Source organism: Thermoleptolyngbya oregonensis NK1-22 (genome assembly GCF_032705245.1).
Taxonomy (GTDB): Bacteria; Cyanobacteriota; Cyanobacteriia; order Elainellales; family Elainellaceae; genus Thermoleptolyngbya; species Thermoleptolyngbya sichuanensis.
The window spans coordinates 1,134,368-1,159,834 of sequence record NZ_CP053540.1 but is presented as its reverse complement, the minus strand read 5'-3'; the positions used below and the strand labels follow the sequence as shown (position 1 = coordinate 1,159,834).

15 protein-coding genes and 1 pseudogene are annotated in these 25,467 nt (G+C 54.4%); 9 read left to right on the top strand and 7 right to left on the bottom strand.

Annotated features, from left to right (window positions below; all coding sequences use genetic code 11):
- Nucleotides 1–25: 25 nt before the first annotated feature.
- Nucleotides 26–829, top strand: coding sequence for an AzlC family ABC transporter permease (locus HNI00_RS04975; protein WP_316791219.1), 804 nt, complete (start codon nt 26–28; stop codon nt 827–829).
- A 110-nt stretch (nt 830–939) separates the two neighbouring features.
- Here the strand turns inward: HNI00_RS04975 and HNI00_RS04970 are convergent, their stop codons facing one another.
- From HNI00_RS04970 to HNI00_RS04960, 3 genes are all read right to left on the bottom strand, one after another.
- Entirely contained in the window at nt 940–1,713 is a 774-nt protein-coding gene (locus tag HNI00_RS04970; RefSeq protein ID WP_316791217.1) for a foldase protein PrsA, read from the bottom strand.
- A complete protein-coding gene (locus tag HNI00_RS04965) occupies nt 1,713–3,077 on the bottom strand; it encodes a cytochrome P450 (RefSeq protein ID WP_316791215.1) in 1,365 nt (454 codons plus the stop codon). Before HNI00_RS04965 ends, HNI00_RS04970 begins: the two co-directional genes overlap by 1 nt.
- 113 nt (nt 3,078–3,190) lie before the next feature.
- The gene (locus HNI00_RS04960) at nt 3,191–4,270 is read right to left on the bottom strand and encodes a glycosyl transferase (RefSeq protein WP_316791213.1); all 1,080 of its coding nucleotides are present in this window, start codon (nt 4,268–4,270) and stop codon (nt 3,191–3,193) included.
- Between the two features lie 285 nt (nt 4,271–4,555).
- Between HNI00_RS04960 and HNI00_RS04955 the strand changes: the two genes are divergently transcribed.
- The 3 genes from HNI00_RS04955 to HNI00_RS04945 all read left to right on the top strand — a co-directional run bounded on the left by HNI00_RS04955 (nt 4,556) and on the right by HNI00_RS04945 (nt 8,445).
- Nucleotides 4,556–5,563 (top strand): ABC transporter ATP-binding protein, encoded by a 1,008-nt coding sequence (locus HNI00_RS04955; protein ID WP_316791211.1) that lies wholly within the window; start codon nt 4,556–4,558, stop codon nt 5,561–5,563.
- A gap of 66 nt (nt 5,564–5,629) precedes the next feature.
- Nucleotides 5,630–7,651: a hypothetical protein gene (locus HNI00_RS04950; RefSeq protein ID WP_316791209.1), complete on the top strand. Its 2,022-nt coding sequence runs from the start codon at nt 5,630–5,632 to the stop codon at nt 7,649–7,651.
- Between the two features lie 14 nt (nt 7,652–7,665).
- The gene (locus HNI00_RS04945; RefSeq protein ID WP_316791207.1) at nt 7,666–8,445 is read left to right on the top strand and encodes an ABC transporter permease; all 780 of its coding nucleotides are present in this window, start codon (nt 7,666–7,668) and stop codon (nt 8,443–8,445) included.
- Between the two features lie 17 nt (nt 8,446–8,462).
- Here HNI00_RS04945 and HNI00_RS04940 read toward each other — a convergent pair whose 3' ends face one another.
- Nucleotides 8,463–8,702 (bottom strand): ssr2422 family thylakoid membrane protein, encoded by a 240-nt coding sequence (locus HNI00_RS04940; protein WP_316791205.1) that lies wholly within the window; start codon nt 8,700–8,702, stop codon nt 8,463–8,465.
- Nucleotides 8,703–9,074: 372 nt separating this feature from the next.
- On the opposite strand from HNI00_RS04940, the gene HNI00_RS04935 reads away from it, so the two are divergent.
- On the top strand, nt 9,075–12,872 hold the full coding sequence (locus HNI00_RS04935) for a hydantoinase B/oxoprolinase family protein (RefSeq protein ID WP_316791203.1): 3,798 nt from the start codon (nt 9,075–9,077) through the stop codon (nt 12,870–12,872).
- An 87-nt stretch (nt 12,873–12,959) separates the two neighbouring features.
- Here the strand turns inward: HNI00_RS04935 and HNI00_RS04930 are convergent, their stop codons facing one another.
- A complete protein-coding gene (locus tag HNI00_RS04930) occupies nt 12,960–13,832 on the bottom strand; it encodes a cyanophycinase (RefSeq protein ID WP_316791201.1) in 873 nt (290 codons plus the stop codon).
- 259 nt (nt 13,833–14,091) lie between these two features.
- Between HNI00_RS04930 and HNI00_RS04925 the strand changes: the two genes are divergently transcribed.
- Together HNI00_RS04925 and HNI00_RS04920 are read left to right on the top strand one after the other, a co-directional pair.
- Nucleotides 14,092–19,542: a trifunctional serine/threonine-protein kinase/ATP-binding protein/sensor histidine kinase gene (locus tag HNI00_RS04925; RefSeq protein WP_316791199.1), complete on the top strand. Its 5,451-nt coding sequence runs from the start codon at nt 14,092–14,094 to the stop codon at nt 19,540–19,542.
- Between the two features lie 169 nt (nt 19,543–19,711).
- Nucleotides 19,712–19,930, top strand: a pseudogene (locus tag HNI00_RS04920) (hypothetical protein); the annotation flags it as partial.
- Between the two features lie 21 nt (nt 19,931–19,951).
- On the opposite strand, the gene acs reads toward HNI00_RS04920, so the two are convergent.
- Nucleotides 19,952–21,922, bottom strand: coding sequence for an acetate--CoA ligase (acs, locus tag HNI00_RS04915; RefSeq protein WP_316791195.1), 1,971 nt, complete (start codon nt 21,920–21,922; stop codon nt 19,952–19,954).
- A 254-nt stretch (nt 21,923–22,176) separates the two neighbouring features.
- Here acs and HNI00_RS04910 point away from each other — a divergent pair, with 254 nt between their 5' ends.
- Complete coding sequence (locus HNI00_RS04910) at nt 22,177–22,887, top strand: Uma2 family endonuclease (RefSeq protein WP_316791193.1); 711 nt, start codon at nt 22,177–22,179, stop codon at nt 22,885–22,887.
- Between the two features lie 78 nt (nt 22,888–22,965).
- On the opposite strand, the gene HNI00_RS04905 is transcribed toward HNI00_RS04910, so the two are convergent.
- Complete coding sequence (locus HNI00_RS04905) at nt 22,966–23,862, bottom strand: sterol desaturase family protein (protein ID WP_316791191.1); 897 nt, start codon at nt 23,860–23,862, stop codon at nt 22,966–22,968.
- A gap of 189 nt (nt 23,863–24,051) precedes the next feature.
- On the opposite strand from HNI00_RS04905, the gene HNI00_RS04900 reads away from it, so the two are divergent.
- Complete coding sequence (locus HNI00_RS04900; RefSeq protein WP_316791189.1) at nt 24,052–25,428, top strand: 8-oxoguanine deaminase; 1,377 nt, start codon at nt 24,052–24,054, stop codon at nt 25,426–25,428.
- Nucleotides 25,429–25,467: the final 39 nt, after the last annotated feature.

Here is a 25,467-nt window from a genome sequence, read left to right as displayed (position 1 = left end):
CGCTGTTAAGCCAAAAGTTAAGCTAATGAACAACCATAGGACTTACGCAGTTGGACGATTTTTCGCGGGCTGCGCCCGCGAAAAATCGTCCAAAACCCAGCAAACTTATCGCCAGTGCGTCAGTCCTGAACCAACCGGAGAAGCAGACATGCGAGAGTTTTTGCGCGGCGGGACGCGGGCGCTGGGAATTGTAGCCGGATTTTTGCCCACGGCCGTCAGCTTTGGGGCGATCGCCATCCAGGCCCGGCTATCGGTGGAGGCGACCCTGGGCATGTCGGCCTGGATCTTTGCAGGCGCGTCCCAGTTTGCGGCCGTAGAAGGCTTGCGGCAGGGGCTAGCCGCGCTGAGCATCGGGATTACCGTGCTGGTGATGAACCTGCGCCATGTGCCCATGAGTCTGGCGATCGCCCGTCATCGCTATGCTCAGTTCCCCACCTGGCAGCGCTGGCTGCTCTGCCACGGGCTGGTGGATGAAGTTTTTGCCCTGGAAATGTCTGACCCACAGCGCCCATTTGCCTACTATTTGGGGATGCACTGCTGCTGCTGGGGAGCGTGGGTGGCAGGAACTTGGCTCGGCTGCGTGGTCGGTCTCCAGATTCCCGAACGCTGGCTGACCTTTGCCCTACCTGCGCTGTTTATTTACTTACTCGTCAACGCCATTCGCCAGCTTCGTCATCCCAATCGCTGGATTGTCCTGGCGCTCAGCCTGATCCTAGCCTTGGGCAGCACCACGCTGGGTTCAACCGGCTTACTGCTGTCGATTTTGGGCATCGCGGCGATCGCCACGCTGGGAATGCCCGAAAAAAGACCGGGACAGAAGCCGGGATGAAGCGGCATCGCGATCTCGATTTTAGATTTTAGATTGGCGATTTTAGGTTGGGGATTTTAGGTTAGGGATTTTAGATTGCCCGTCTACCCAAAATCCAAAATCCACCCCCCTCACTCTCCCACCAACACCTCAATATCCAGCCCATCGAGCTGCCGCATGATCCACTGGTCGAATAGCTCATTCCGCAGGGTTTCCAGCACTTCGGGGTGGTCGAGTGTGGCAGGCAGGACACGATCCAGCCGAAAGACGCACCACAGGTTTTCTTGCTCGATAAACAGCGGCGGCAGCACATCGCCAGGAGTCGCCGCATCCACGGCAGCGCGGAGGGCATCGGGCAGGCTGCCCCGGCTGAGTAGCCCCAGCATTCCATTGAACAGGCGATCGCCCGTTTGGGAATAGTCCTGCGCCAGGGTCTCGAAACTTGCGCCCTCTAGCAATTGTTGATACAGCTCCTCTGCTAGATCGCGATCGCCCACCGCCAGCCGCGACAGCACGACCTGATCCAGATCCAGCTTGCGCTCAATGAAATATTGCGACAGGTGCGGCTCCGTCAGGCGATCGCGCAGTTGGCGAAGCTGGAGTTCTCGCTGGGTCTGAGTTTTCAGGGCTTCTGCATCCAGCCCTTGAGCCTCCAGCCAGGTCTGAAACGCGAGGGGATCGGTCAAATCTGCCTGCTGGCGAAAGTGGGCGATCGCCGCCTCCACCTCTGCCCCGGCTGGCTGCCCCGCAGCGCGATCGCCCAATGCCTGATCCAGCACAAACTGCCGCAGGATTTCGCCAATCATTTCGTCCAGCTTGCCCGCTGCCTGCAAATATCGCACCGCCTGGGCAAGAGAAAGCTGCTGCTGGCCGTTGATGACGATAAACGGGGGAGAAGCCGCCATCAGCCTGCCTCCCGTGCCGCAAACGCCACCCGCAGCCCGTCGCGGGGGTGGGGCGTGGGGACAATCACCATGCTCAAGTCTTGGTCGGGCAGCAGCGTCCATTGCCAATGCCGCAGCAGGTGGGTGGCAAAGATCTTCATTTCTAGCCGAGCAAATTCCTTGCCCAAACACTCGCGAATGCCGCCGCCAAAGGGCACGTATCCGTAGCGCTGCTGATCGGCCGAGCGATCGCCCAGTTGGGCAGCACTAAATCGCTCTGGGTCAAACTGCTCTGGCTGGGGATAGAGGGATGCATCTTGGTGCGTCGGCCCAATTTGATACAGCACGCTCCAGTTTTTGGGGATGGTGTAGCCACCATAAGCACAGTCTTGCAGCACTGTGCGAAAGCCGCCGCCAACCGGGGGAATGCGCCGCAGCACCTCTCGCAGCACTTGCTCTAGATAGGTCATTTGCTTCAGCAAATCGAGGCTCAGCGGCGCGGCTGGGTCAAACCCACGCTGCTCGGCCCGCAGTTTGTCTAGCACATCGGGCGACTGGGCCGTGAGCAGGCAAAAGGAGGCGATCGCCGAGGTTAGAGTTTCATGCCCCGCAAACAGCAGCAGCAAGACTTGATCCTTTAGCTCTTCCAGGCTGAGGCCCTGCCCATCTTCGTCGCAGGCGCGAATCAGCAAATCCAGCGCGTCGCTAGCCTCTGACCCGTCTGACTCTGGCCCATCTGAGGAATTGAGGGACTGAGAGAGTCTCTGCTGGCGATCGCGGATAATTTGCTCCATTTCTTCTAATAGCAGCCGCCGCGCCCGCTTGGCCTTGCCAAATGCCGTCCACGGTACATTGAGCGGAATTGAAAATAAACCCTGACACCAGGTTTCAAAAACGTGCCCCAGGCGAGTTTGGGAACCCTTGTCCAGCCCCACCAGCAGCTTGCAGGCAATATCCAGCGTATAGTTTCGCAGTTCGGGATACCACGTTAGCTGGCCCTGCTGCTGCCAGCGCTGAGTATAGCGCTGCGTGATGGCTTCCATTGTGCTGATATAGCCCGACAACGCTCGCGGCATAAAAGCCTGGGCCAGCAGCTTGCGGCGAGACTGGTGCTCGTGCCCGGTTTGCAGCGCCAGAGACAGCTTCCCCAGCAGTGCCTTGGTGCTGGGCGGCCAGTCCACGCTAAAGTATGTGTTTTCGTTGCTCAGCACAAACTGATTCGCTTCCACGCCCCGCATAAAAATCGTCGGCTTCCCCAACAGGCGCGTTTTGAACAGGTCGCCATACTGTTCATGGCGCTTTTGGGCAAAGTTGGGATCGGTAAAGAAGTTGAGCGTCTCGCCGAGAAAGGGGAGTCCAAAGGTGCCGGGGGGCAGGGTATGCATGGGAAATAGAGGGGAATTGCAGAGCTTCAGCAAGATTCAGCAACCGGGAGATCGGCGATCGCCCGAAGTTATCTCCCTGTTCTCCATTATCCAACGGCTCCTGCCTTCCCCAACTAGCTCCCCAAATAGTCTATGACTGCTTGGGCGATCGCCTCGTTTCCGGTCTTATCCAGCGGCAGGTCGGTTTCTGGCGGGTGCAGCGGCGCTTGCAAAAAGTCCCAATCGCCCTCGACAAATTCAGCCGGGGTAATAATGCGGTGAACGCAGTGGCGACGAATCCCCGCCAGCAGGCAGGCCGCTTCGGCAAAGTCATCGCGGGTGAGGCTGACAATCGGCACATCCAGGCGGCAGGCTTCCGAAAAAGTCCCATAGCCTGGCTTCGACACGACGCGCCCACACAGCGGCATAAAGTCCACCGGGCGAAAGGCAGTGCCGCCCACGTTCACCAGGTTGGGCAGGTCGGGAGCCTGCTTGTCGGTGGTGATGAACTGCCAGTCGGGAAAGCGCGTTAGGTTGTGATACGGAATTTCTGCCAGCCCCAGCCCGCCAAAGGTAAGCAGCGCCGTCTTCTCTTTTGGCGCAGTCAGGTTGAACTTGCTCCGCAGGTCGTCCGGGTTGTGGCGGGGGCTGCCGCCGGTGAGGCCGACCTCCTGCACGACGGGAAACGCGCTCATGGGTTCATGAAACGGCATCCGAAACAGGCGATCGCACTGGGCAAAGCACTCGCCAATCCAGTCGGCGATCGCCTCAAACTCGCCGCCCCAGGCGCGATAGATATAGTCCCAACCAAAGTTGCTGCCCATCCAGCAGGGCACGCCAGCGGCACGGGCGATCGGCGCGGCCAATGGGGGAATATCGCCCAACACCAGCCCTACGCGGTTTTGTCGAATAAAGCTGACCTCGCTGGCAATGATGGACGAAGCGCGATCGCGGATTTCCTTCAGCTTGGCCAGCGTGGCGGGCAAGTCCATCGTCAGGCTGTCGGGCTGAACCACACCCACATCGAAGGCTCTGGGGCGATGCAAAAACTCGCCCTCCAGGTAGGAATCCAGCAGCCAGCGCGGAGCCGTCGTCACCATGATGGGCAAAATCTCCGGGCTGCGCCGCTGAATCTCTGCCACCACCGCCGCCGTCCGCGTCACATGCCCAAACCCATGATTCGTAACCGCAACGTATAGAACAGGTCGAGACATGGCAGGAAGTTCCTCAAAAGCTGGGTCACGAGTAACGAAAGATGAACTCGCCTCCACAGTAACCCCGCCTGCGCCACTTTTCCAACCCACTCTGAAAAACCGCAGCCCAGCGCCTTCCCCAAAAACCGTCCGTCACCCTGCAAGCTCGTCCCCAACCCCCGATGCCAAATCGAGCCTGTGTTATCGAGCCTGTATTGTAGAGAGAAGCCACCGACGCACCATCCATCATTTGCTTGAACAGCTTGCGCGACTCCCCGCCGCTTTGCCCACTCCCCGTCCCACCCCATGTCCATCATCACCGTCGATCGCCTCAGCAAGTTCTACCCCGTCGCGGTCAAAGAGCCAGGACTCAAGGGCACGCTGACCCACTTCTTTCGGCGCACCTACCGCAACATTCCCGCCGTGCAGGACGTGTCCTTTGCGATTGAACCGGGCGAATTTGTCGGGTTCCTCGGCCCCAACGGCGCAGGCAAAACCACCACGCTGAAAATGCTGACCGGGCTGATTCACCCCTCTAGCGGGCGCATCTCGGTGGCGGGGCACATCCCCTATCGGCGCGAAGCGGGCTTTTTGCAAAAAATTACGCTGGTCATGGGGCAAAAGCAGCAGTTGATCTGGGACTTGCCCACGCTGGACTCGCTGCGGATCAACGCCGCCGTCTACGGCATCCCCGAAGCAGAATTTCGCCGCCGCCTGGGGGAACTGAGCGAGATGCTGTCGCTGGATCGCCAGTTGACCCAGCCCGTCCGCAAGCTGTCCCTGGGGGAACGCATGAAGGCGGAACTGCTGGCGGCGCTAATTCACCAGCCCAAAGTGCTATTTCTGGACGAGCCGACGCTGGGGCTGGATGTGAATGCCCAGAGCAGCGTCCGCGACTTCCTGCGGCAATACAACCAGCAGTTTCAAGCCACCGTGCTGCTAACCAGCCATTACATGGCCGACATCACCGCCCTCTGCCGCCGCGTGCTGATGATTCACCAAGGCAAGCTGATTTATGATGGCAGCCTGGACGGACTGCTGGAGCAGTTTTCCCCCTGCCGCGAGGTGACGGTGGAATTGGGGCAAGACCCACAGCCCCAGGTTCTAGAACGCTTCGGACACCTGAAGGCGATCGAGGGCCGCGTGGCTCATTTCATCGTGCCCCAGGAAGCGCTGACTCAGATCCTCTCGCGGCTGCTGGCGGAGCTAGACATTGCCGACCTCACGGTCACCGATCCGCCTGTGGAAGAGGTGATTGGGCGCGTGTTTCAGAGCGGCGGTCTGGACAATACGGGCGGCGGCGCATCGGCTTAACGGGACGGCTCCCTTATCGCTAGAATGTTGGCTTGTGTGAGATTGGGCTGATCTGAACTTAAATTTTTGGTTTGGATCTCTCTGTGTTGCGATCTGGTCAGTAAGGAAGTGCAAGTGTCCTTGGTCGAGCGTCTGGTCACGAAGTGGATGACGGTGGGCGATCGCCTCCGACAGGCCGCTGCACAGCGTCCGGTTGCGGCAACCAGTCTGGCAATCTTCTGGGCCTGCGTGTTTGTCTACGCCATGAATGGCCGCGTGGATTTGAACTCCAGCGACAACGTGACCAACACGCTTTTGGGATTCAACTGGCTGCAAAACCACAGCCTAAACTTTGATGCGTTTCGGGATGGCTATCTATATCGCGGCGGCGGCATCCCGTTTTACTTTGTAGAGTCACCAACGGGTCATTTATCTTCTCGGTTTCCGACCGGGCCAGCGCTGGTCACGTTTCCCCTCGCCGTTCTCTATTATTTTGCGCTCAAGCTGGCTGCTTTTTTGGACGGAATCACGGGCGGCATTTTCAACCTTTTTCCAGCCGGATTTCCTGACGTTGCTAGCGAAGACTTTGCAACGTATCGGCAGGGATTTAGCAAGTTTGCTGCGACCATTTCCACTGCTTTGACGGTTGTTTTCTTTTATCTCAGCACCCGACTCAAATTCAGCCCCAGCGTGGCAGCAGTTTCTACCTTTGTGTTCGCCTTTGCCACCGGAAGCTGGCCCATTTGCTCACAGGATTTGCGCCAGCACACCATTTCCAACTTGCTGCTTTCGGGGATTCTGCTGTGCTTGCTCAAAGTGGAGCGTAGTGAGGGAAAAAACCGTAGACTGCTGCTGTTTTTGGCAGGAATTTTTTGCGGCATTCTACCTAGCGCTCGAATCACCAGCGCTTTGTTTTCAGCCGTTATTTTTCTGTACGTGGTTATTGCCTATCGCAAGGAAGCCGTCTTCTTTTTGCTAGGATTACCGAGCGTATTGTTTCACTTGGGCTGGAACCTCTACTATTTCGGCTGGAGCAACCTGATCGTCGGTGGATATATTTCACACATCGAGAAGCATCCGTCTTCCTATTCTTGGACGTTCGAGCAATTTAGAAGAGGGTCTCTAGGACTACTGCTCAGCCCTAGTAACGGGATTCTAGTCTTCTCGCCCGTGCTGCTGTTTGCAATTCCGGGAGCTTATCGACTGCTGCGAAGGTGGAAGCGGGAAAACCGTCGGGATGAATGGCTGCTTTTGTGCCTGATGGTCAGCGTTTTCCTGCTTTACTTGCAATATAGCTTCTACTTAATTTGGCTGGGTGGAAACGACTCTTTTGGGCCGCGTTTCTTAGCGGATACGTTGCCCATTTCTTGTTTTTTGATCGCTTACTTTTTGGCAGATCTCGCCCCCAAACTAACGCGCAACTGGCAGGGCGCACGATTTGTCTTGGCGCTGTTTCTCATCAGCCTGACTCTTTCAACCCTGATTCAAACTATTGGGGCATTCACCCAAACAAACTGGAAAGCCAGCCCAATGCCCGCCACAGAGCGCAACGGACGATTGTGGGCGTTGCAAGATAGCAAAATCGAGCGCCACACCAGAAATTTGCTTGCCAAGTTCAACAAACCCATTCGGGACCGAAAAACCTATCTAGCAGGATTTCAAGGCACGGCGGAGAGCCTGTACTGGATCGAGCTGGATGGAGATGAAGTGCCTGTGGGCGATCGCCCCAGGGTTCGCTCTGGTCAGCGAAGACTTTTGAAACTTGCCCTCCACAATACGGGGACATCGCCCTGGTTTGGCTATCAAACGGGCATCGAAAAAATGGGGGAAGCGAAAATCCGACTGAGATTCTATGATGCAAAGGGCGAAGACAAAACGCCCCGAATTGGCAATCAACTTTTTGTCTCTGGTCGAACGCAGCCCGGTGGGGCAACCATTGCCATCGGACAGGCTGCCTTTCCAGCCGAACCGGGGGTCTATCAACTGGTGTGTTGGCTGGTGGCAGACGGCATTTCTTCCTTGAACCCGGAATCTGCCCCGACCTACATCCAGACCATTACAGTCCTCCCCCGCTCCAGTCCAGCGCAACCAGATTCGCCAAACCCCTAATTCTGTGATTGCCCATGCTCCGCACCGCCCGCACGCTCCTGTCCGTCTACTATGCCTACATGGTGGAATATCGCGCCGAGCTAATCCTCTGGGTGCTGGCGGGCAGTCTGCCGCTGATTCTCATGGGTGTGTGGATGGAGGCCTCGCAGGGCGGGCAGTTTGGGCTATCGCCTGTGGAGTTTGCGCGATATTTTTTGGCGGTGTTTTTGGTGCGCCAGTTCACCATTGTTTGGGTCGTGTGGGATTTCGAGCGGGACGTGGTGGAGGGAAAACTGTCGTCGCGGCTGCTGCAACCGCTCGATCCGGGTTGGCACTATTTTGCATCACACCTAGGCGAACGATTTGCCCGCGTGCCCTTTGCCTTTGTGCTGGTGGGGCTATTTTTCTGGCTCTATCCCCAGGCATTCTGGCTGCCGAGCGTGGGCGATTTTCTGCTGGGTGCTTTGGCGACGGTGCTGGCGTTTGTGCTGCGCTACGTAATGCAGTATACGGTGTCCATGCTGGCATTTTGGATCGAGAAAGCTAGCGCGATTGAGCAAATCTGGTTTTTAATTTATCTTTTCTTTTCGGGTGTGGTTGCACCTTTGGAAGTCTTTCCCCCGCTGGCCCGGCAGATCGTCGAATGGACACCGCTGCCTTACCTGGTTTACTTCCCGGCTAGCATCTTTGTGGGGCTGCCAGGAAATCGACTGCATGGATTCTTAATTACCCTAGCGTGGATTGTGCTGTTCTTTTGGCTCAACCGCTGGCTGTGGCGGCGGGGACTGCGGCATTATTCTGGGATGGGCGCTTAGGCATAGATTCGCAGGCTTTACCTCCGCAACACTGAAGTAATAATGACTGTGAGCGTCGCACTGGCAATCAGCGTGAAGGCAAGCTGAACAACCCACTGCGTCGCCTGACGATAATCTGCAAAGCGCTCATCGAACTTTTTCAGATCGCCTGAAAATGTTTCAACGTCACTGGAAAGCGTACCAACGTCACTGGAAAGCCGATCCAGCTTGTTAGACAAGTCTCTGAGGGTGGGTTCGCTGTCGGAGGCAGAGGCCATAAAACGATTAATTGGAAAAAGCGACTATCTCACAATTCCCAGACGGACGGAAATCTAACTGAAATCTATCAGTATTGATAGTCTACTAAATTGATAGTCTACTAAAGGAATCCGCCAATGACTACTGGAGGGCAATAGCGTCATGCCTTCGTGGCGAAACAGTCAAGAAGATTACAACCCTCACCGTAGAAAGATTTCACGCCAAAGCCTTGGCTCATAGAGCCACGATTTTCATAACTGGCAGCGATCCAGGTGAGACGATGTTAAAAGCAGCTTGCAAATTTTTATTCATCTTGGCTTCACCTTACCAAGTAAGATGCGATTGGCTTGGCACGGTGAGTTTGAATCGATTACCAGAAGGAGCGCGACATCATGACACAAGGCTGGCAATTTTGGATTGATCGGGGCGGTACGTTTACCGACATTGTGGCGCGTCGGCCCGACGGGCAGCTTGTCGTGCATAAACTGCTGTCAGAGAATCCAGAGCGCTACGCCGATGCACCGATTCAGGGAATTCGCGATTTGCTAGGCTTGTCGCCGGATACGCCGATTCCTGCTGGGCAGATTGCGACGGTGAAAATGGGGACGACGGTGGCAACAAATGCGCTGCTAGAGCGGAAGGGCGATCGCACGCTCCTGCTGATCACCAAAGGCTTTCGAGATGCCCTGCGAATTGGCTACCAAAACCGTCCCAACATTTTTGCACGACAAATTATCTTACCTGAGATGCTCTATGAGCGCGTCATCGAGGTAGACGAACGCCTCAGCGCCCAAGGTGAGGTACTCATTTCGTTCCGTCCGATGGCAACGGGACTGGTGGAAGAGTTGCAAGATGCCTATGCAGCGGGCATTCGCAGTTGCGCGATTGTGTTTTTGCACGGCTATCGTTATCCTGACCACGAGCGGCAGGCAGCGGAACTGGCGCGACAAATCGGCTTTACGCAGGTCTCGGTTTCTCACCAGGTCAGCCCGCTGATGAAGCTGGTGAGCCGGGGCGACACGACAGTTGTGGATGCTTACCTATCCCCGATTTTGCGGCGCTATGTGGATCGGGTGGCGGCAGAATTGGGCGTAACGGCAGAGTCTGACGATTCGCCCCGGCCAAAGCTGTTTTTTATGCAGTCCAACGGCGGCTTGACTGATGCAGCGCTGTTTCAGGGGAAAGACAGTATCTTATCCGGCCCGGCAGGCGGCATTGTGGGCGCAGTTAAAACCAGCCAGCAAGCGGGTTTTAGCAAGATCATAGGCTTTGACATGGGAGGCACCTCTACGGACGTGTCGCACTTTAGCGGCGAGTATGAGCGCACCTTTGAAACCGAGGTGGCGGGCGTGCGGCTGCGGGCCCCGATGATGGCAATTCATACCGTAGCTGCGGGCGGCGGCTCGATCTGCCAGTTTGATGGGGCGCGATATCGTGTGGGCCCGGATTCTGCGGGGGCGCATCCTGGCCCCGCCTGCTATCGCAAGGGCGGCCCGCTGACGGTGACCGATTGCAACGTGATGTTGGGTAAGATTCAGCCACAGTTTTTTCCCGCGGTCTTTGGCCCGGAGGGAAATCTGCCGCTAGATGCCGCAGTGGTGCGGGAGAAATTCACGGCACTGGCGGCGGAGATTGGAACCCGTACTGGCGACGCGGGGTTCCCGAAGGGATCGCTTCGCGAATCGCCCGAACAGGTAGCTGAAGGATTTCTGGCGATCGCCATCGAAAAAATGGCCAGCGCCATCAAAAAAATCTCTATTCAGCGCGGTTACGACATCACAGAATATACCCTCTGCTGCTTTGGCGGCGCAGGTGGGCAGCACGCCTGCCGGATTGCCGAATCGCTGGGCATCTCGCAAATTTTCCTGCACCCCTATGCGGGCGTTCTCTCGGCCTACGGCATTGGGCTAGCAGACGTGACGACGATTCGCGAGCAGGCGATAGAAGCCCCCCTCACGGATGCCCAGCGACCAGAGATAGAGCGCGTATTGCAGGAATTGGCGATCGCCGCCCGCCGGGATCTCCAGCAGCAGGGCATCGCCGCCGAATCAGACACCCCCCTGCACACAGACGCGCAGGTGGAGATTCGTCCTAAGGTTCACCTGCGGTACGAAGGAACGGATTCTGCGCTGATTGTCGAATACGCCAGTCTCAACGATATGCGAGATGCATTTTCACAGCTCTATCGACAGCGCTATGGATTCACAATGGAACACAAACCGCTAATCGTCGAGGCTGTTTCCGTAGAAGCAATTCACGCTTCTGAGATTACAAGCGTAGAACAGTCAAAACCAGACAGAGTGAATGACCTCAAGACAGATTTTGCTCAAGACATAACCGCGATCGCCACTGTTTCTATGCACACAGGCGGCACAACCTACAACACGCCTGTCTATCAGCGGCAAGACCTGAAAGCGGGCGATCGCCTGATGGGCCCAGCCCTAATCATCGAACCCACTAGCACGAATGTCGTTGAGCCTGGATGGATTGCAGAACTCACGTCTGGTGGAATGCTAATTTTCAAGAAATATGACGACAGCAGGACGCAAGAAGAGTCTGGAGTCGATTTCCCTCTCGCAACGCATTCTGCCTCTGGTTCGCCTGACCCGGTGATGCTGGAAATCTTCAATAACCTGTTTATGGCGATCGCCGAAGAGATGGGAATTACTCTGCAAAACACCAGCTACTCGGTCAACATCAAGGAGCGATTAGATTTTTCTTGCGCCATCTTCGATCAACAGGGTCAGCTCGTCGCCAACGCGCCTCACATCCCGGTTCACCTCGGCTCCATGAGCGAAAACGTCCGCGCCCTGATTGCCGCCAAGGGCCAGACGATTAAACCCGGTGATGTGTACGTATCCAACAATCCCTACAACGGCGGCACGCATTTGCCCGATATCACGGTGATTACGCCTGTGTTTCAGCCGATGAACCCAAATACGAAAGCCGATTCCCTGACTCCCCTCTTCTACGTTGCCTCTCGCGGCCACCACGCCGACATCGGCGGCATCACGCCTGGTTCCATGCCGCCCAACAGCACCCGCATTGAGCAAGAAGGCGTGCTGCTGGATAACGTGTTGCTAGTGGAAAACGGACAATTTCGCGAAGCAGAGATGTCAGAAATCCTGACAACCGGATCTTATCCAGTCCGAAATCTGGCGCAAAATTTGGCAGATTTGCAGGCACAGGTGGCCGCCAATGAGCGCGGCGTGCGGGAACTTCACCGCATGGTTGCCCACTACGGGTTAGATATTGTGCAGGATTATATGCAGCATGTTCAGGACAACGCCGAGGAATCTGTTCGACAGGTAATTGTGAACCTAAGTCGGCAGGTTCAGCCGAACGGCAACGCAAGCGTGTTGAACCGTCAGTTTACCTACCTGCTGGATGATGGCGCACACATTCAGGTGGCGATCGCCCTTAATCCTCAAGAACGTTCCGCTTGCATTGACTTTACAGGCACCTCACCTCAGCAGGCGAATAACTTCAACGCGCCGCTGGCCATCTGCAAAGCCGTCGTGCTGTACGTATTTCGCACGCTGGTCGATGCCGAGATTCCGCTCAATGCAGGCTGCCTGAAACCGCTGGAAATCGTCGTGCCGGAGGGCTGCTTGCTAAATCCCAAATACCCCGCCGCAGTGGTGGCAGGAAATGTGGAAACGTCGCAGGCGATCGCCAACAGTCTCTACGGTGCGCTGGGTGTCCTCGCTGCCAGCCAGGGCACAATGAACAATCTCACCTTTGGAAATGAAAAGTACCAGTATTATGAAACCATCTGTGGTGGCTCCGGCGCAGGCCCCGATTTCGACGGCACCGATGCAGTGCAAACCCACATGACCAATTCGCGCCTCACCGACCCGGAAGTGCTGGAATGGCGGTTTCCAGTGCTGCTGCGTCGGTTCGAGATTCGCTCCAACAGCGGCGGCGCAGGACGGCATCGCGGTGGCAACGGCGTAATTCGCGAGATCGAGTTTCGCGAACCCATGACGGCCGCGATTCTCTCCAGTTCTCGCCAGGTCGCGCCCTTTGGGCTGGCCGGCGGTGAACCGGGCGCAACCGGACGCAACTGGGTCGATCGCGAAGACGGCCGCCGCGAAGACTTGCCCAGTTGCGCTGAGGTGCAAATGCACGCGGACGATGCGCTGGTGATCGAAACGCCGGGAGGCGGCGGGTTTGGAGTTGCAAAGTAGCCCGCTGGGAAAAGCTGCTTGGAGGTAGGCGCGGTCGAGTATCGAGGGCTTGAACTCATGCGTGGTCTAGAGGCGATCGCCCCGTCCCTAGCAAATGCAAGAACGAGTATCCAGATTAAACCGATAGCCGTGTGGCAAAATGTGCAGCTTTGCGCCGCAGAGGGCCAGTGGTTCATCCATCAGCAGCTCATCAACGTTGTTGTGGGTTAGCTCCGACACATCAACGATGGTGACCGATCCTTCGCCAATCACCTCGACTTCGTGGGCGTTGATCACAATTGCCGTATTTTCGTCAATGCCAAATCCCAGAATGGCGGGCTGCTGCGCCACAGCCGAGAGCAGGCGACCAATTCGGCCACGCTGGGCAAAGTGCTGGTCGATCACCACGCCAGGAAAGAAGCCCATGCCGCGATCCATCTTGGCAGATTCGGGACGGGGATTGCTCTCGCCCTCTCCTTCGACGATCATCATGTCGGGCATCATCGCCGCTCCAGCACTGGTTCCGGCAATCACCACCCCTTCGGCAAACCGCTGGTGGAGCGCCACATCTAGCTCGGTGTCTTTTAGGCACTCCGTAATGCGGGCCTGGTTGCCGCCTGTGAAGAAAACGCCCGTGGCCTGCTGAATATCGGCGATCGCCTTGGGATTGCTAGCATCTTCTCGACGACCCGTATCCACAACGCGCACATCTTCCACGCCCAGCCGCTCAAAAATATCCATGTACATGGCTCCCACTTCGCCAGGTAGCCCTGTGGCCACAGTCATCACCACCACCCGCGCCTGCAAGCCGCCCGCCTCCCGCACAAACTCGCGCAGAATCTTGCATTCGCCTTCCTTATCTTCTGCTCCACCAATAATAATCAATCGTCCATAGGTTTCCGGCAGCGCCACATTCTCTGGATCAGCCACCCGCTCCTCCAAATCAGCCGCAGCATTTGAGCCTTCTACTTGAGTTTCCATACTTTTTCTTGGGAATTCATATCGAGTAATATCAATCTTTCCTGACATCGGGCGATCGCTGATACCCTCTGCGGGAAGAGATAAGACAATCCGCAAACCTATCTTTGGATGGGTCAAGATCCCACAGCATTCTGTCGATTGGTTGAGCAACAGTGAGCTATTAGCTCATAAAACCAGTTGTTGCGATCGCCCAATCTTGGGGAACCCTATCTAAATAAAACTTATAGATAGGTAAATTTTACATTCCTCCATCGAAGCGATGACACATTCAGCAGCAGCCTGCCCCCAGGCATTCCCCAAATTGGCTGGTTATACCGTTACCGAGCAAATCTACGCAGGCAGCCGGACAGCGGTCTATCGAGCGCTCCAAACCGCAACCCAGAAACCTGTAATCATCAAGGTGTTGCGGCGTGAATACCCCAGCTTTGGCGAATTGGTGCAATTTCGCAATCAGTATGCCATCACCAAAAATCTGCCCATTCCAGGGATTACCCACCCGCTGAGTCTAGAACCACTGGGCAACAGCTATGCCCTGGTGCTGGAAGACTGGGATGGCATCGCGTTAAATAAGTACCTGCAACAGCAGTCCCTTGGCTTGGACGAGGTTCTGACCCTCGCCCTGCAACTGTGCGACATCTTGCACGATCTGGCTCAGCATCGGGTCATCCACAAAGACATCAAGCCCGCCAATATCCTGATTCAGCCAGAGTCGAAACAGATCAAGCTGATCGATTTCAGTATTGCCTCTTTGTTGCCCAAAGAAACCCAGGAAGTCCAGAGTGCCAGCGCCCTAGAAGGAACGCTTGCCTACCTGGCTCCAGAACAAACAGGGCGAATGAATCGGGGCATCGACTACCGCACCGATTTTTATGCGCTAGGCGTAACGCTCTATGAATTGCTGAGTGGAACACTCCCGTTCGATGCAGAAGACCCGCTGGAGTTGATGCATTGCCATATTGCCAAAATGCCCTTGCCTGTTGATCAGGTAAATCCCAAGGTGCCGAGGATAGTAGCTGCAATTATCGGCAAACTGATGGCAAAAAATGCTGAAGACCGCTACCAGAGCGCGATGGGTCTAAAACATGACCTAGAACAGTGCTTGACCCAGTGGAACACCAACGGTGCAATCGCTGAATTTGAACTAGGGCAGCGGGATATAAGCGATCGCTTCCTCATCCCCGAAAAACTCTACGGTCGAGAGCAAGAAGTCCAAACGCTATTGCAAGCCTTTGAGCGGGTCGCAAATGGTGGTTCAGAGCTAATGCTCGTGGCAGGCTTTTCCGGCATTGGCAAGACCGCTGTGGTCAATGAAGTCCATAAACCCATCGTGCGGCAGCGGGGATACTTTATCAAAGGCAAGTTTGACCAGTTCAATCGCAATATTCCGCTCTCTGCTTTCGTCCAAGCTCTGAGAAGCTTGATGAGGCAATTGCTCTCCGAATCAGACGAACAGTTGGCGCAGTGGAAGCAGCAGATTCTGATTGCTGTAGGAGAAAATGGTCAGATTCTGATTGAGGTCATTCCAGAACTAGAACAGGTTATTGGCACTCAGCCACCTGTTGCCGAACTTTCTGGCAGCGCGGCACAAAATCGCTTCAATCGGCTATTTCAAAAATTTATTGAAGTCTTTACAACCGCAGAGCATCCCCTAGTCATCTTTTTGGATGATTTGCAGTGGGCAGATTCTGCATCCTTAGACTTGCTCAAACTGTTAATGAATGATAGTAATCATCTGCTGTTAATCGGTGCGTATCGCGATAACGAAGTGTCGCCCGTCCATCCCTTCATCATGACGGTCTCAGACTTACAGAAAGCTGGCAATATCATCAACACGATTGACCTAAAGCCGCTAACCTTTGAAGACACGAATCATCTCGTCTCCGACACATTAAATTGTTCCCATGAACTCGCACAGCCTTTAACTGAATTGGTTAATCGAAAGACCCAGGGGAATCCTTTTTTCACAACTCAATTCCTCAAATCACTCTACAAAGACGGATACATTCACTTCAATCACGATCGCTACTATTGGGAATGCGACATTGTGCAGGTGAACGCGCGATCGCTCACTGATGATGTGGTAGAGTTCATGATGCTGCAATTGCAGAAATTGCCCAATGAGGTTCAGCATGTTTTGAAATTAGCAGCTTGTATCGGCAACCAATTTGATTTGAGTACATTGGCAATCATCTCAGAGCAATCTGTCACTGATGCAGCCACGGTTCTGTGGGAGGCACTAAAAGAAGGGTTGATCATACCCACAACCCAGGTTTACAAGTTTTTTCAAGGTGAACAGACCGAAAAAGCAGCAACTGCGAATCCTAGCTATCGTTTTTTCCACGATCGCGTTCAGCAAGCAGCCTACTCATTGATTGATGAAGCTCGAAGACAGGAAACCCATCACCATATTGGTCAACTCCTGATCGAAAAATTACCTCAAGCAGAGCAAGAAGAAAGACTATTTGACATCGTGAACCATATGAATGCTGGTTTTCATTTGTCAAATCAAAAGAGTCACTCTCTGCAAGAAATTCAGTCCAAACAGATTAAACTAGCAGAACTTAACTTGGCTGCTGGACGAAAAGCTCGCCTTTCAACTGCCTATGATGCAGCAATCAACTACCTGAAGACTGGTATTTCCCTTCTAGCCTGTGATGCCTGGAAAACTGAATACTCACTAATGTTTCAGCTGCATCGAAACCTTGCAGAGGTACAATTAAGTCAAGGCAATTATCCCGAACTAGAAACAACTACTGAAGAAGCTCTCAAGCATATCGCTATAGCCAGCGATCGCGCAGATATTGAGGTCATCCGCATCATCCAAAACACCCTTCAGGGAAATTACAAGGAAGCCATTCAGATTAGTCTTAATGCATTATCCGATCTTGGAATCAAGGTCGATCACAGTCGTTTATCAGAAATCAATCAGAGAGAATTTCTTGCCATTGAACAGAAATTAGAGCATCAAACAATTCATGATCTGATTCACTTACATCTCGCAACTGATCCATTAGTTCAGGCATCTATTAAAGTTCTGATGGCGGTTGAGCCTGTTGTTTACATTACTGGAGATATTGAGACTTATAGTTTTGCGTCATTGAAAGCAACTCGCCTCTCTCTTGAACACGGGAATACTGTCGAGTCTATTAAGGCATACGCAAACTATGGTTTTCTTTTAGGTTTAGTCCAAAAACAATATCAGCAGGGATATGAATTTATAGATTTTGCGGTGCAGTTAAGCCACAAGCTAAAGAGCCGCTCTCAACAATGTAAAGCCTGTTTGCTGCTGGGTGCTTGGGCGCAAGTTTGGGCAAAACCTATTGTTGGAGCCGCGAATGTCAACTATGAAGGCTTCTTGGCAGGAGTAGATGCTGGCGAAATCCAGTTTGCTGGCTATAACTTATTTGGCAATATCTTTAATCGCATCTTTCAGGGAGAACCATTAGGATCTATTAAATTAGATCTAGAAAAGTATTGGGTAATTGCCAAGAAGCATCAAAATGAGATGCTGATGATGGCGCTTGCAGGAGTCAATCTCTATCTGCAAAAGCTACAATCTCAACAAGAGCAACCAACCGAGCAGGACTTCTTCGCTGAAGCAGATTTCATCACGCGTACTCAAAGCACACAATCCTGGCTTCCTCTCTGCTTGTACCACATTCTAAAAATTCAGGCTGCCTGCCTAAACTCAAACTTCGAAGAAGGTTTTCAAAGCATTACGGAAGCCAAAAAAATCATCAATTCTATTATTGGTTTTACAACCTACAGTGGCTACTTTTACTACACTTCCTTGATTTTTATCAATCGATACTCTAAACTCTCTATCGATGAGCAAAGTGATGCTCTACAACAAGTTCGATTGAACCAGCAAAAATTGCGGGAATGGGCTGATAGCTGCCCAGAGAACTTCTTGCACAAATATATTCTGGTTGAGGCCGAATATCATCGAGTGCTAGGTGAGAAAGTTAAAGCCGTTGATCTCTACGATCGGGCGATCGTCGAGGCACAACAAAGCGGCTTTACTCAGGAAGCAGCCCTCGCTAATGAATTTGCTGCTAGGTTTTATCTCGACTGGGGCAAGGAAAGAATTGCCCAAGATTACCTGATTAACGCCTACTATTGCTATATGCAATGGGGAGCAACAGCTAAAACTCAAAGTCTAGAGCAGCGCTATCCTCAATTACTTGAGCCGGTCTTGCAACCACAGAATTTATCTGTAGCAACAACTGAAACTGCTTTTGCGCCTCTCTCCCTCTCTCATCTCACATCGGGAACGCACTCGTCTAGTTCTAGCAGCACTGGAATTTCTGCCTCGCTTGACCTAACAACGATTCTCAAAGCATCCCAAAGCTTATCCCGCGAAATTCAGCTAGATAAACTCTTGGCAGCCTTGCTACATACAGTATTGGAAAATGCTGGAGCAGACAAAGGGGCATTACTTCTGCCACAGGATAATCAATGGTTTGTGGAGGCCATTGCCGCCATTCATCAGCCTGCACAAATCCAATCGATTCCCTTATCCAGTTGCTCCGAGGTTTCCCAGTCGTTAATTAACCTTGTCAAACGGAGTCAAGAATCTGTCGTGATTGTGGATGCCTCTAGTCATCCTACCCTAGCAATGGATAGCTATGTCGTAGAGCATCAGATCAAAAGCCTGCTCTGCACTCCGATTTTGCAGCTTGGTAAACTGGTGGCGATTTTGTATCTGGAAAATCGGGTTACTGCTGGGGCATTTACCAGCGATCGAGTGGAACTGCTGAACCTGCTTTGCACTCAAGCCGCGATTTCATTAGAAAATGCCCGTCTTTATCAACAAGCGCAAGCCTATGCCCAGCAGCTAAAGCAATCCCAGTTGCAAATTGTTCAAAGTGAAAAAATGGCTTCCCTTGGCAATCTTGTAGCAGGGGTTGCCCACGAAATCAATAATCCAATCGGATTTCTGAATGGCAGTATCAACAATGCCAGAGAATACGTGAAAGACCTGCTGGACTATATTTCGCTCTATCAACAGCACCATCCAAATGCTGCGGCTCCTGTGCAAGAAAAAGCCGAAGCGATTGACCTAGAATTTCTTTGCGAAGACCTGCCCAAATTGCTGGACTCTATGAGAGGGGCAACCGATCGCATCAAAGGCATCAGCACCAGCTTGCGAACCTTTTCCCGCGCTGATCGAGATCACAAAGTCAGGGCAGATTTACATGAAGGGATTGATAGCACGCTTTTGATTCTGAAGTATCGACTTAAAGCGAATGAATTGCGTCCTGCCATTGAAATCATCAAAGAGTATGGAGATCTACCTGAGATCGACTGTTTTCCAGGACAACTCAACCAGGTATTTATGAACATTCTGGCAAACGCGATCGATATGTTTGATGAAATGGCTCAAACTCAGTCTTTTGATGAGCTACAATCCAATGCACAACAAATCGCGATTCGCACGGCGACCCATGCGAATCAGGTCGAGATTCAGATCTGCGACAACGGAAAAGGCATGACAGAAGCAGTGAGGGCAAGGATTTTTGACTATTTGTTTACGACAAAAGAAGTAGGGAAAGGAACCGGGTTAGGACTGGCGATCGCCCGTCAAATCGTTGTCGAAAAACATGGCGGCACACTAGATGTCCACTCCCAAATCGGCAGCGGAACCGAGTTTATCATTCGCTTGCCCATCTCCGATCGAAAACAAAATGATCAAATGAGCATAGGGTAGAAAATTGAAAACCTAGATAATCACGGTTTCACCAACATCATTCACAAAGTTTTCATTTCTTGTGAACGCATTGACGTGAACGCATTGACGTGAACGTATTGAAAAGTATTTAGCAGTTGTTCCTGAAAAGATCAGGACTCCTCTCAATAACCTTTCACTCACCCAATCTATGGCTCAAGTACCGGGCTACACTCTGAGTGAGGTTTTGCACCAGGGATCTCGCACCATCGTTTATCGCGGTGTACAAAATGCATCCCAGCAACCCGTTGTGATAAAGGTGCTGCAACGAGATTATCCAACGTTTGGGGAGTTGGTTCAGTTTCGCAATCAATACACCATCACCAAAAATCTCTCCATTCCTGGCATCGTCCAACCCCTAGCCCTCGAATCCTAAATCCCAAACCCCGGACTACGCGCCTTCCCGTAGCTTATCCAGCACCGAGCGGTCTTCTAGCGTGGAGGTGTCGCCAGAGATTTCCTGGCCCGCCGCGAGCGATCGCAACAGTCGCCGCATAATCTTCCCTGAGCGCGTCTTGGGCAACGCATCGCTAAAGCGGATCTCGCCAGGGCGGGCCAGCGCACCAATTTCCGCCACAACGTGCTTCTTCAGTTCGGCGACCAGTTCTTCACTAGGCGTGACGTTGCTTTCTAGAGACACAAACGCCACGATGTCTTCGCCCTTGATCTCGTCCGGTTTGCCTACGACGGCGGCTTCTGCCACCGCCGGATGGGACACCAGCGCCGACTCGATTTCCATCGTGCCCAGGCGATGCCCCGACACGCTGATCACGTCGTCTACCCGGCCCATCACCCAGAAATAGCCGTCCTCATCCTTGCGTGCGCCGTCGCCTGCGAAGTAGAGATACTGACCATCTTTGGGGGGGATATGCTCCCAATAGGTGCGGCGAAAGCGATCGTCGTCGCCATAGACCGTCCGCATCATCGACGGCCAGGGATGCTTCACCACCAGATAGCCACCTTCGTTCGGGGGGACGGGATTGCCCTCCAAATCCACCACGTCTGCCAGAATGCCAGGGAAGGGCCGCGTCGCAGAACCGGGCTTGGTGGCGATCGCCCCTGGCAGCGGCGTAATCATAATCCCTCCCGTCTCCGTCTGCCACCAGGTATCCACAATCGGACAGCGCTCTCCACCGATGACGCTGTGATACCACATCCACGCTTCCGGGTTGATCGGCTCGCCCACCGTGCCCAATAGCCGCAGCGACGAGAGATTGCGGGCGCGGGGATGGTGTTCGCCCATCTTGATAAAGGCGCGGATAGCAGTCGGCGCGGTGTAGAAAATTGTCACACCGTATTTCTCAATCACATCCCAAAAGCAGCCAGGGTTGGATGCACGCGGCGCACCCTCGTACATCACCGTCGTTGCACCGTTCGATAGTGGCCCGTAGACGATGTAGCTGTGTCCTGTGATCCAGCCCACGTCAGCGGTACACCAATACACATCGGTATCTTGCAGGTCAAAGATCCACTTGGTCGTCATGTGGGTATAGAGGTTGTAGCCAGCGGTCGTGTGAACCACGCCCTTCGGCTTGCCCGTGCTGCCAGAGGTATAGAGGATAAACAGCAGATCTTCGCTGTCCATCGGTTCCGCCGGACAATCCGCCGACACGCCCTGGCGTAGGTCATGCCACCAGTGGTCGCGCCCCGCCTGCATATGCACCTTTTGCTTTGTGCGCTCCACCACCAGCACATTGTCCACGCTGGGGCAGACCCCGCCCTCCAGCGCCTTGTCCACCTGCTCCTTCAGCGGCACGATTGCATCTTTGCGCCAGCCGCCGTCCGCCGTGATTACGAGCTTGGCTTGGCCATCATTCAGGCGATCGCGCAACGCTTCTGCACTAAACCCGCCAAAGACGACCGTATGGGGCGCACCAATGCGGGCACAGGCCAGCATGGCGATCGCCGCTTCGGGAATCATCGGCATGTAAATCCCCACCACGTCGCCCTTCTTTACGCCCAGTTCCTTCAGCACATTGGCAAACTGACACACCTCGCGGTGCAGTTGGGCATAGGTGAGCGTGCGCGAGTCGCCCGGTTCGCCCTCCCAGATCAGCGCCGCCTTGTTCTTGCGCCAGGTCGTCAAGTGGCGATCGAGGCAGTTATAGGAAATATTAATCTTGCCACCCACAAACCATTTGGCAAAGGGCGGCTGCCAATCCAGCACCGTCTGCCACTTCTCAAACCAATGCAGTTCCTTTTGCGCCAGATCCGCCCAAAACTTTTGCGGGTCGGCCGCTGCCCGTTCATAAAGCTGCTCGTATTCTTCCAGCGTCTTGATATGCGCCTGCTGAGAAAACGCGGCAGGCGGCAAAAACTGGCGGTCTTCGTGCAGGATGGATTCAATCGTGGGATTTGACATACGGTCTTGGGGGTGCAGTCGGTGGACTATCGCCTTTGAATTAAAATTAAATCAACTTGATCAACTGCTGACTATTCAAAGCAGCAATCAGGCTATTCAAAAACCATACGGGTTTTGCTGTCCCCTGTGACAGACCCTACACGTTCCTTTAAGGTTTGCCATTCTCAAAGACCTACCCGCAGGACTCGCCACCCCATCCCCCTATCACTCCAGCCCACGGCGCTACACTAAACTCATCCTCCACCCAGTCAGCCATGTCGGTTGCCAAAGATCGCGAGCCAGCCATAGCGCAACCCCCGCTCGACCCGCCGTTGATCATTCCGCCGGGCAATCTCTCTAGCCGCGAGCCGCCCTTGGAAAGCTCCCTCCATCTCCAGCAGTTGATTCTCTTGCTGACTTCCCTCAACTGGCTGTGGCAAGACCGCACCGACTACTTCGCCGCAGGCAACCTGACGATTTACTACAGCCCCAACCAGCGCAGGTCTGAGGATTTTCGCGGGCCAGACTTTTTTGTGGTGCTGGGGACGGAGCGGCGGCCGCGCAAAAGCTGGACGCTGTGGGAAGAAGACGGCAAGTATCCCAACGTAATTGTGGAACTGCTGTCGGACTCGACCGCCAGCGTGGATCGGGGGCTAAAAAAGGAGATTTATCAAGACACCTTTCGGACGCTGGAATATTTCTGGTTTGACCCTGCCAGCCTGGAATTTGAAGGATTTTCGCTGGTACGCGGACGCTATGAGCCGATTGCGCCCAACGACCAGGGGCGGCGATGGAGCGACCAGTTTCAGCTTTTCCTGGGGATTCACAACGAACAGCTTCGGTTTTTCCGACCCGACGGCAACCTAGTGCCCACGCCCGAAGAGGCAGCGCGGATAGAGCAGCAGCGGGCTGATGCAGAACAACAGCGGGGCGATCGCCTCGCCACAAAGCTCCGAGAACTGGGCATCGACCCAGACACCCTGTAGCTGCGAGAAATCGCTAAACGCCTCGCAAGCCCCCAGTCTGACAATCCAAAATCGCCAATTTAAACTCCAAAATCAATCCTAGACCTCGTTCGGCTGACTGCGATTCGAGCTGCCCAGCCACCGCCGCAGCGGGTAGAGCAAATGCGCTCCCAGGTTTTCGGGAATTGGCTCGCCACAGATGCCGAAATTGTGGGGCTGCTGACCCTGCGGCAGATAAAACGTGCCAAACATCAAATCGTAGAAGGGGAATAGGCCAGCAAAGTTGCAGCCGAGACCTGCCTCTTCTCGCGTATGGTGCCAGCGGTGGAAGGCGGGGCTAGCCAGCACATAGCCCAGCGGCCCGTAAGTCCAGCGGACATTGGCATGGATAAAGGCGACGTAGCTCGACAAAAAAGCCGTGTACATTTCCACGGCAACTGGCGAAAAGCCTAGAATCAGCAGCGGCGATGCCTGACACACCCGCGAGATGATATCGTTCACCGGATGCAGCCGCACCGCCGTCAGCCAATCCATTGTTTCCGCGCTGTGGTGGACGGCGTGATAGTCCCACAGCGGTTCGGCATGTTGCAGACGGTGTGTCCAGTAGCCGATGCCGTCGCCGACAACAATCATGATTAGCCCCTGCACCCAGAGCGGCAGTTGCGCTGCCCAGCCATAGCCCGTCAGCACGCTTTGCCAGTCGAGCGATCGCCCCAGCAGCAGATACACGGGGAGCAAAACGAGGGCGATCGCCCCCATGCTGAGAATCTGAATCACCATCGGTGTCAAGAACCAGTAAAAGCTATCTAGCCAATAGCCCCGCCGAAATCGGGGTTGGTCGGGAATGCTAGCAAAATAGCGTTCTAAAACACCAAACAAAACTGTCAAAACCAGATAAAGAATTAGCGCTCGCAGAAACCGATCTTGCATGGTGGGGCGGATTGCCGAAAACGTCTCTTTGGACATTACATAATCGGCAGCAGCCGGAACTGTCAAGCCGCCACAGGTGAGTTTACAGACCGATGCAAGTTGTTGCAGGAACCGAAGTCGGCAGGATTCAAAAGAATTTGTGATATCTGAAAGATTTTGATGAGCAGTGCCCTAGACTGCGGAACAATTCAGCCCAAATTCTATGGGCACTTCCTGCAAACTCGCCTCCCCCCACACTCCAATCCCCGCTGCACCGTGCCAAGCCTTTTAGTCAAAAACATCCACACACTGGTGACTCACGATGCAGAGCGGCGCGAGATTCGCAACGGGGCGCTGCTGGCGCAGGACGGCGTGATCGAGCAGGTCGGCACGACGGCTGAACTGGTAGGCAATTCGATGCCGATAGCGGACGAGGTGCTGGACTTGGGCGATCGCCACATTGTCTTGCCCGGTCTAGTCAACACCCACCATCACTTCTACCAATGCCTGACGCGAGTGATTCCCGGTGCCCAAAACGGCACGCTGTTCGACTGGCTGACGACGCTCTATCCCATCTGGGCCAACCTGACCCCGGAGGCAATTCAGGTGAGTACCCAGATGGCGATCGCCGAACTGATGCTGTCGGGCTGTACCACTGCCAGCGACCACCTGTATATCTTTCCTAACGGCTGCACGCTGGACGACGAAATTCGCGCCGCGCAGGAGATGGGGCTGCGGTTTCATCCCTGCCGAGGCAGCATGAGCGTCGGCAAAAGTCAGGGCGGGCTGCCGCCAGACTCGGTGGTAGAGTCGGAGGTGGTCATTTTGCAAGATTCCCAGCGCCTCATCGAGCAATATCACGACAACGAGCGCTACGCCATGCTGCGAATTGTGCTGGCTCCCTGTTCGCCCTTTTCTGTGTCGCCCGACCTGATGCGCGAGTCGGCGGCGCTGGCCCGCAGCTATGCTGGCGTGCGGCTGCACACGCATCTGGCAGAGAATAAGTCGGACGTAGACTACAGCCTCAACACCTTTGGCATGTTGCCGGGGGACTATGCCGCGTCGGTGGGCTGGCTGGGCAGCGACGTGTGGCACGCCCACTGTGTGCAGCTTGACGAGCGGGCGATCGCCCAATTCGCCGAAACGGGAACAGGCGTTTCCCACTGCCCCAGCAGCAACACCCGCCTCGCCAGCGGCATCGCCCCCATCCGCGCCATGCTGGATCAGGGCGTGCCCGTCAGCCTGGGGGTAGATGGCTCCGCATCGAATGACACAGGCAATCTGCTGCAAGAAGCCCGCCTCGCCTTTTTGCTGGCGCGGGTGCGGGGCAACCTGGCGGCAGACATGACCGCCCGCGAAATGCTAGAGGTGGCAACGCTCGGTGGGGCCAGGGTTTTAGGACGGGATGATATTGGGGCGATCGCCCCTGACATGGCCGCCGACTTCATCGCCATTGATCTGGATCGCCCCCAGTTCGCTGGAGCGCTGCACGACCCGGTTTCGGCGCTGATCTTCTGTCAGTGCGATCGCGTGGATTACAGCTTTATCAATGGCAAAAAGGTAGTCGATCGGGGACAACTTGTTCCGGCGGATCTAGAAACCCTGGCAGAAAAAACGAACCAAATTGCCCAAACCCTGGTTAGTTTTTTGTAGTGAAAACTATTAATCAACCCTGTCAATTTAGCAGCATTC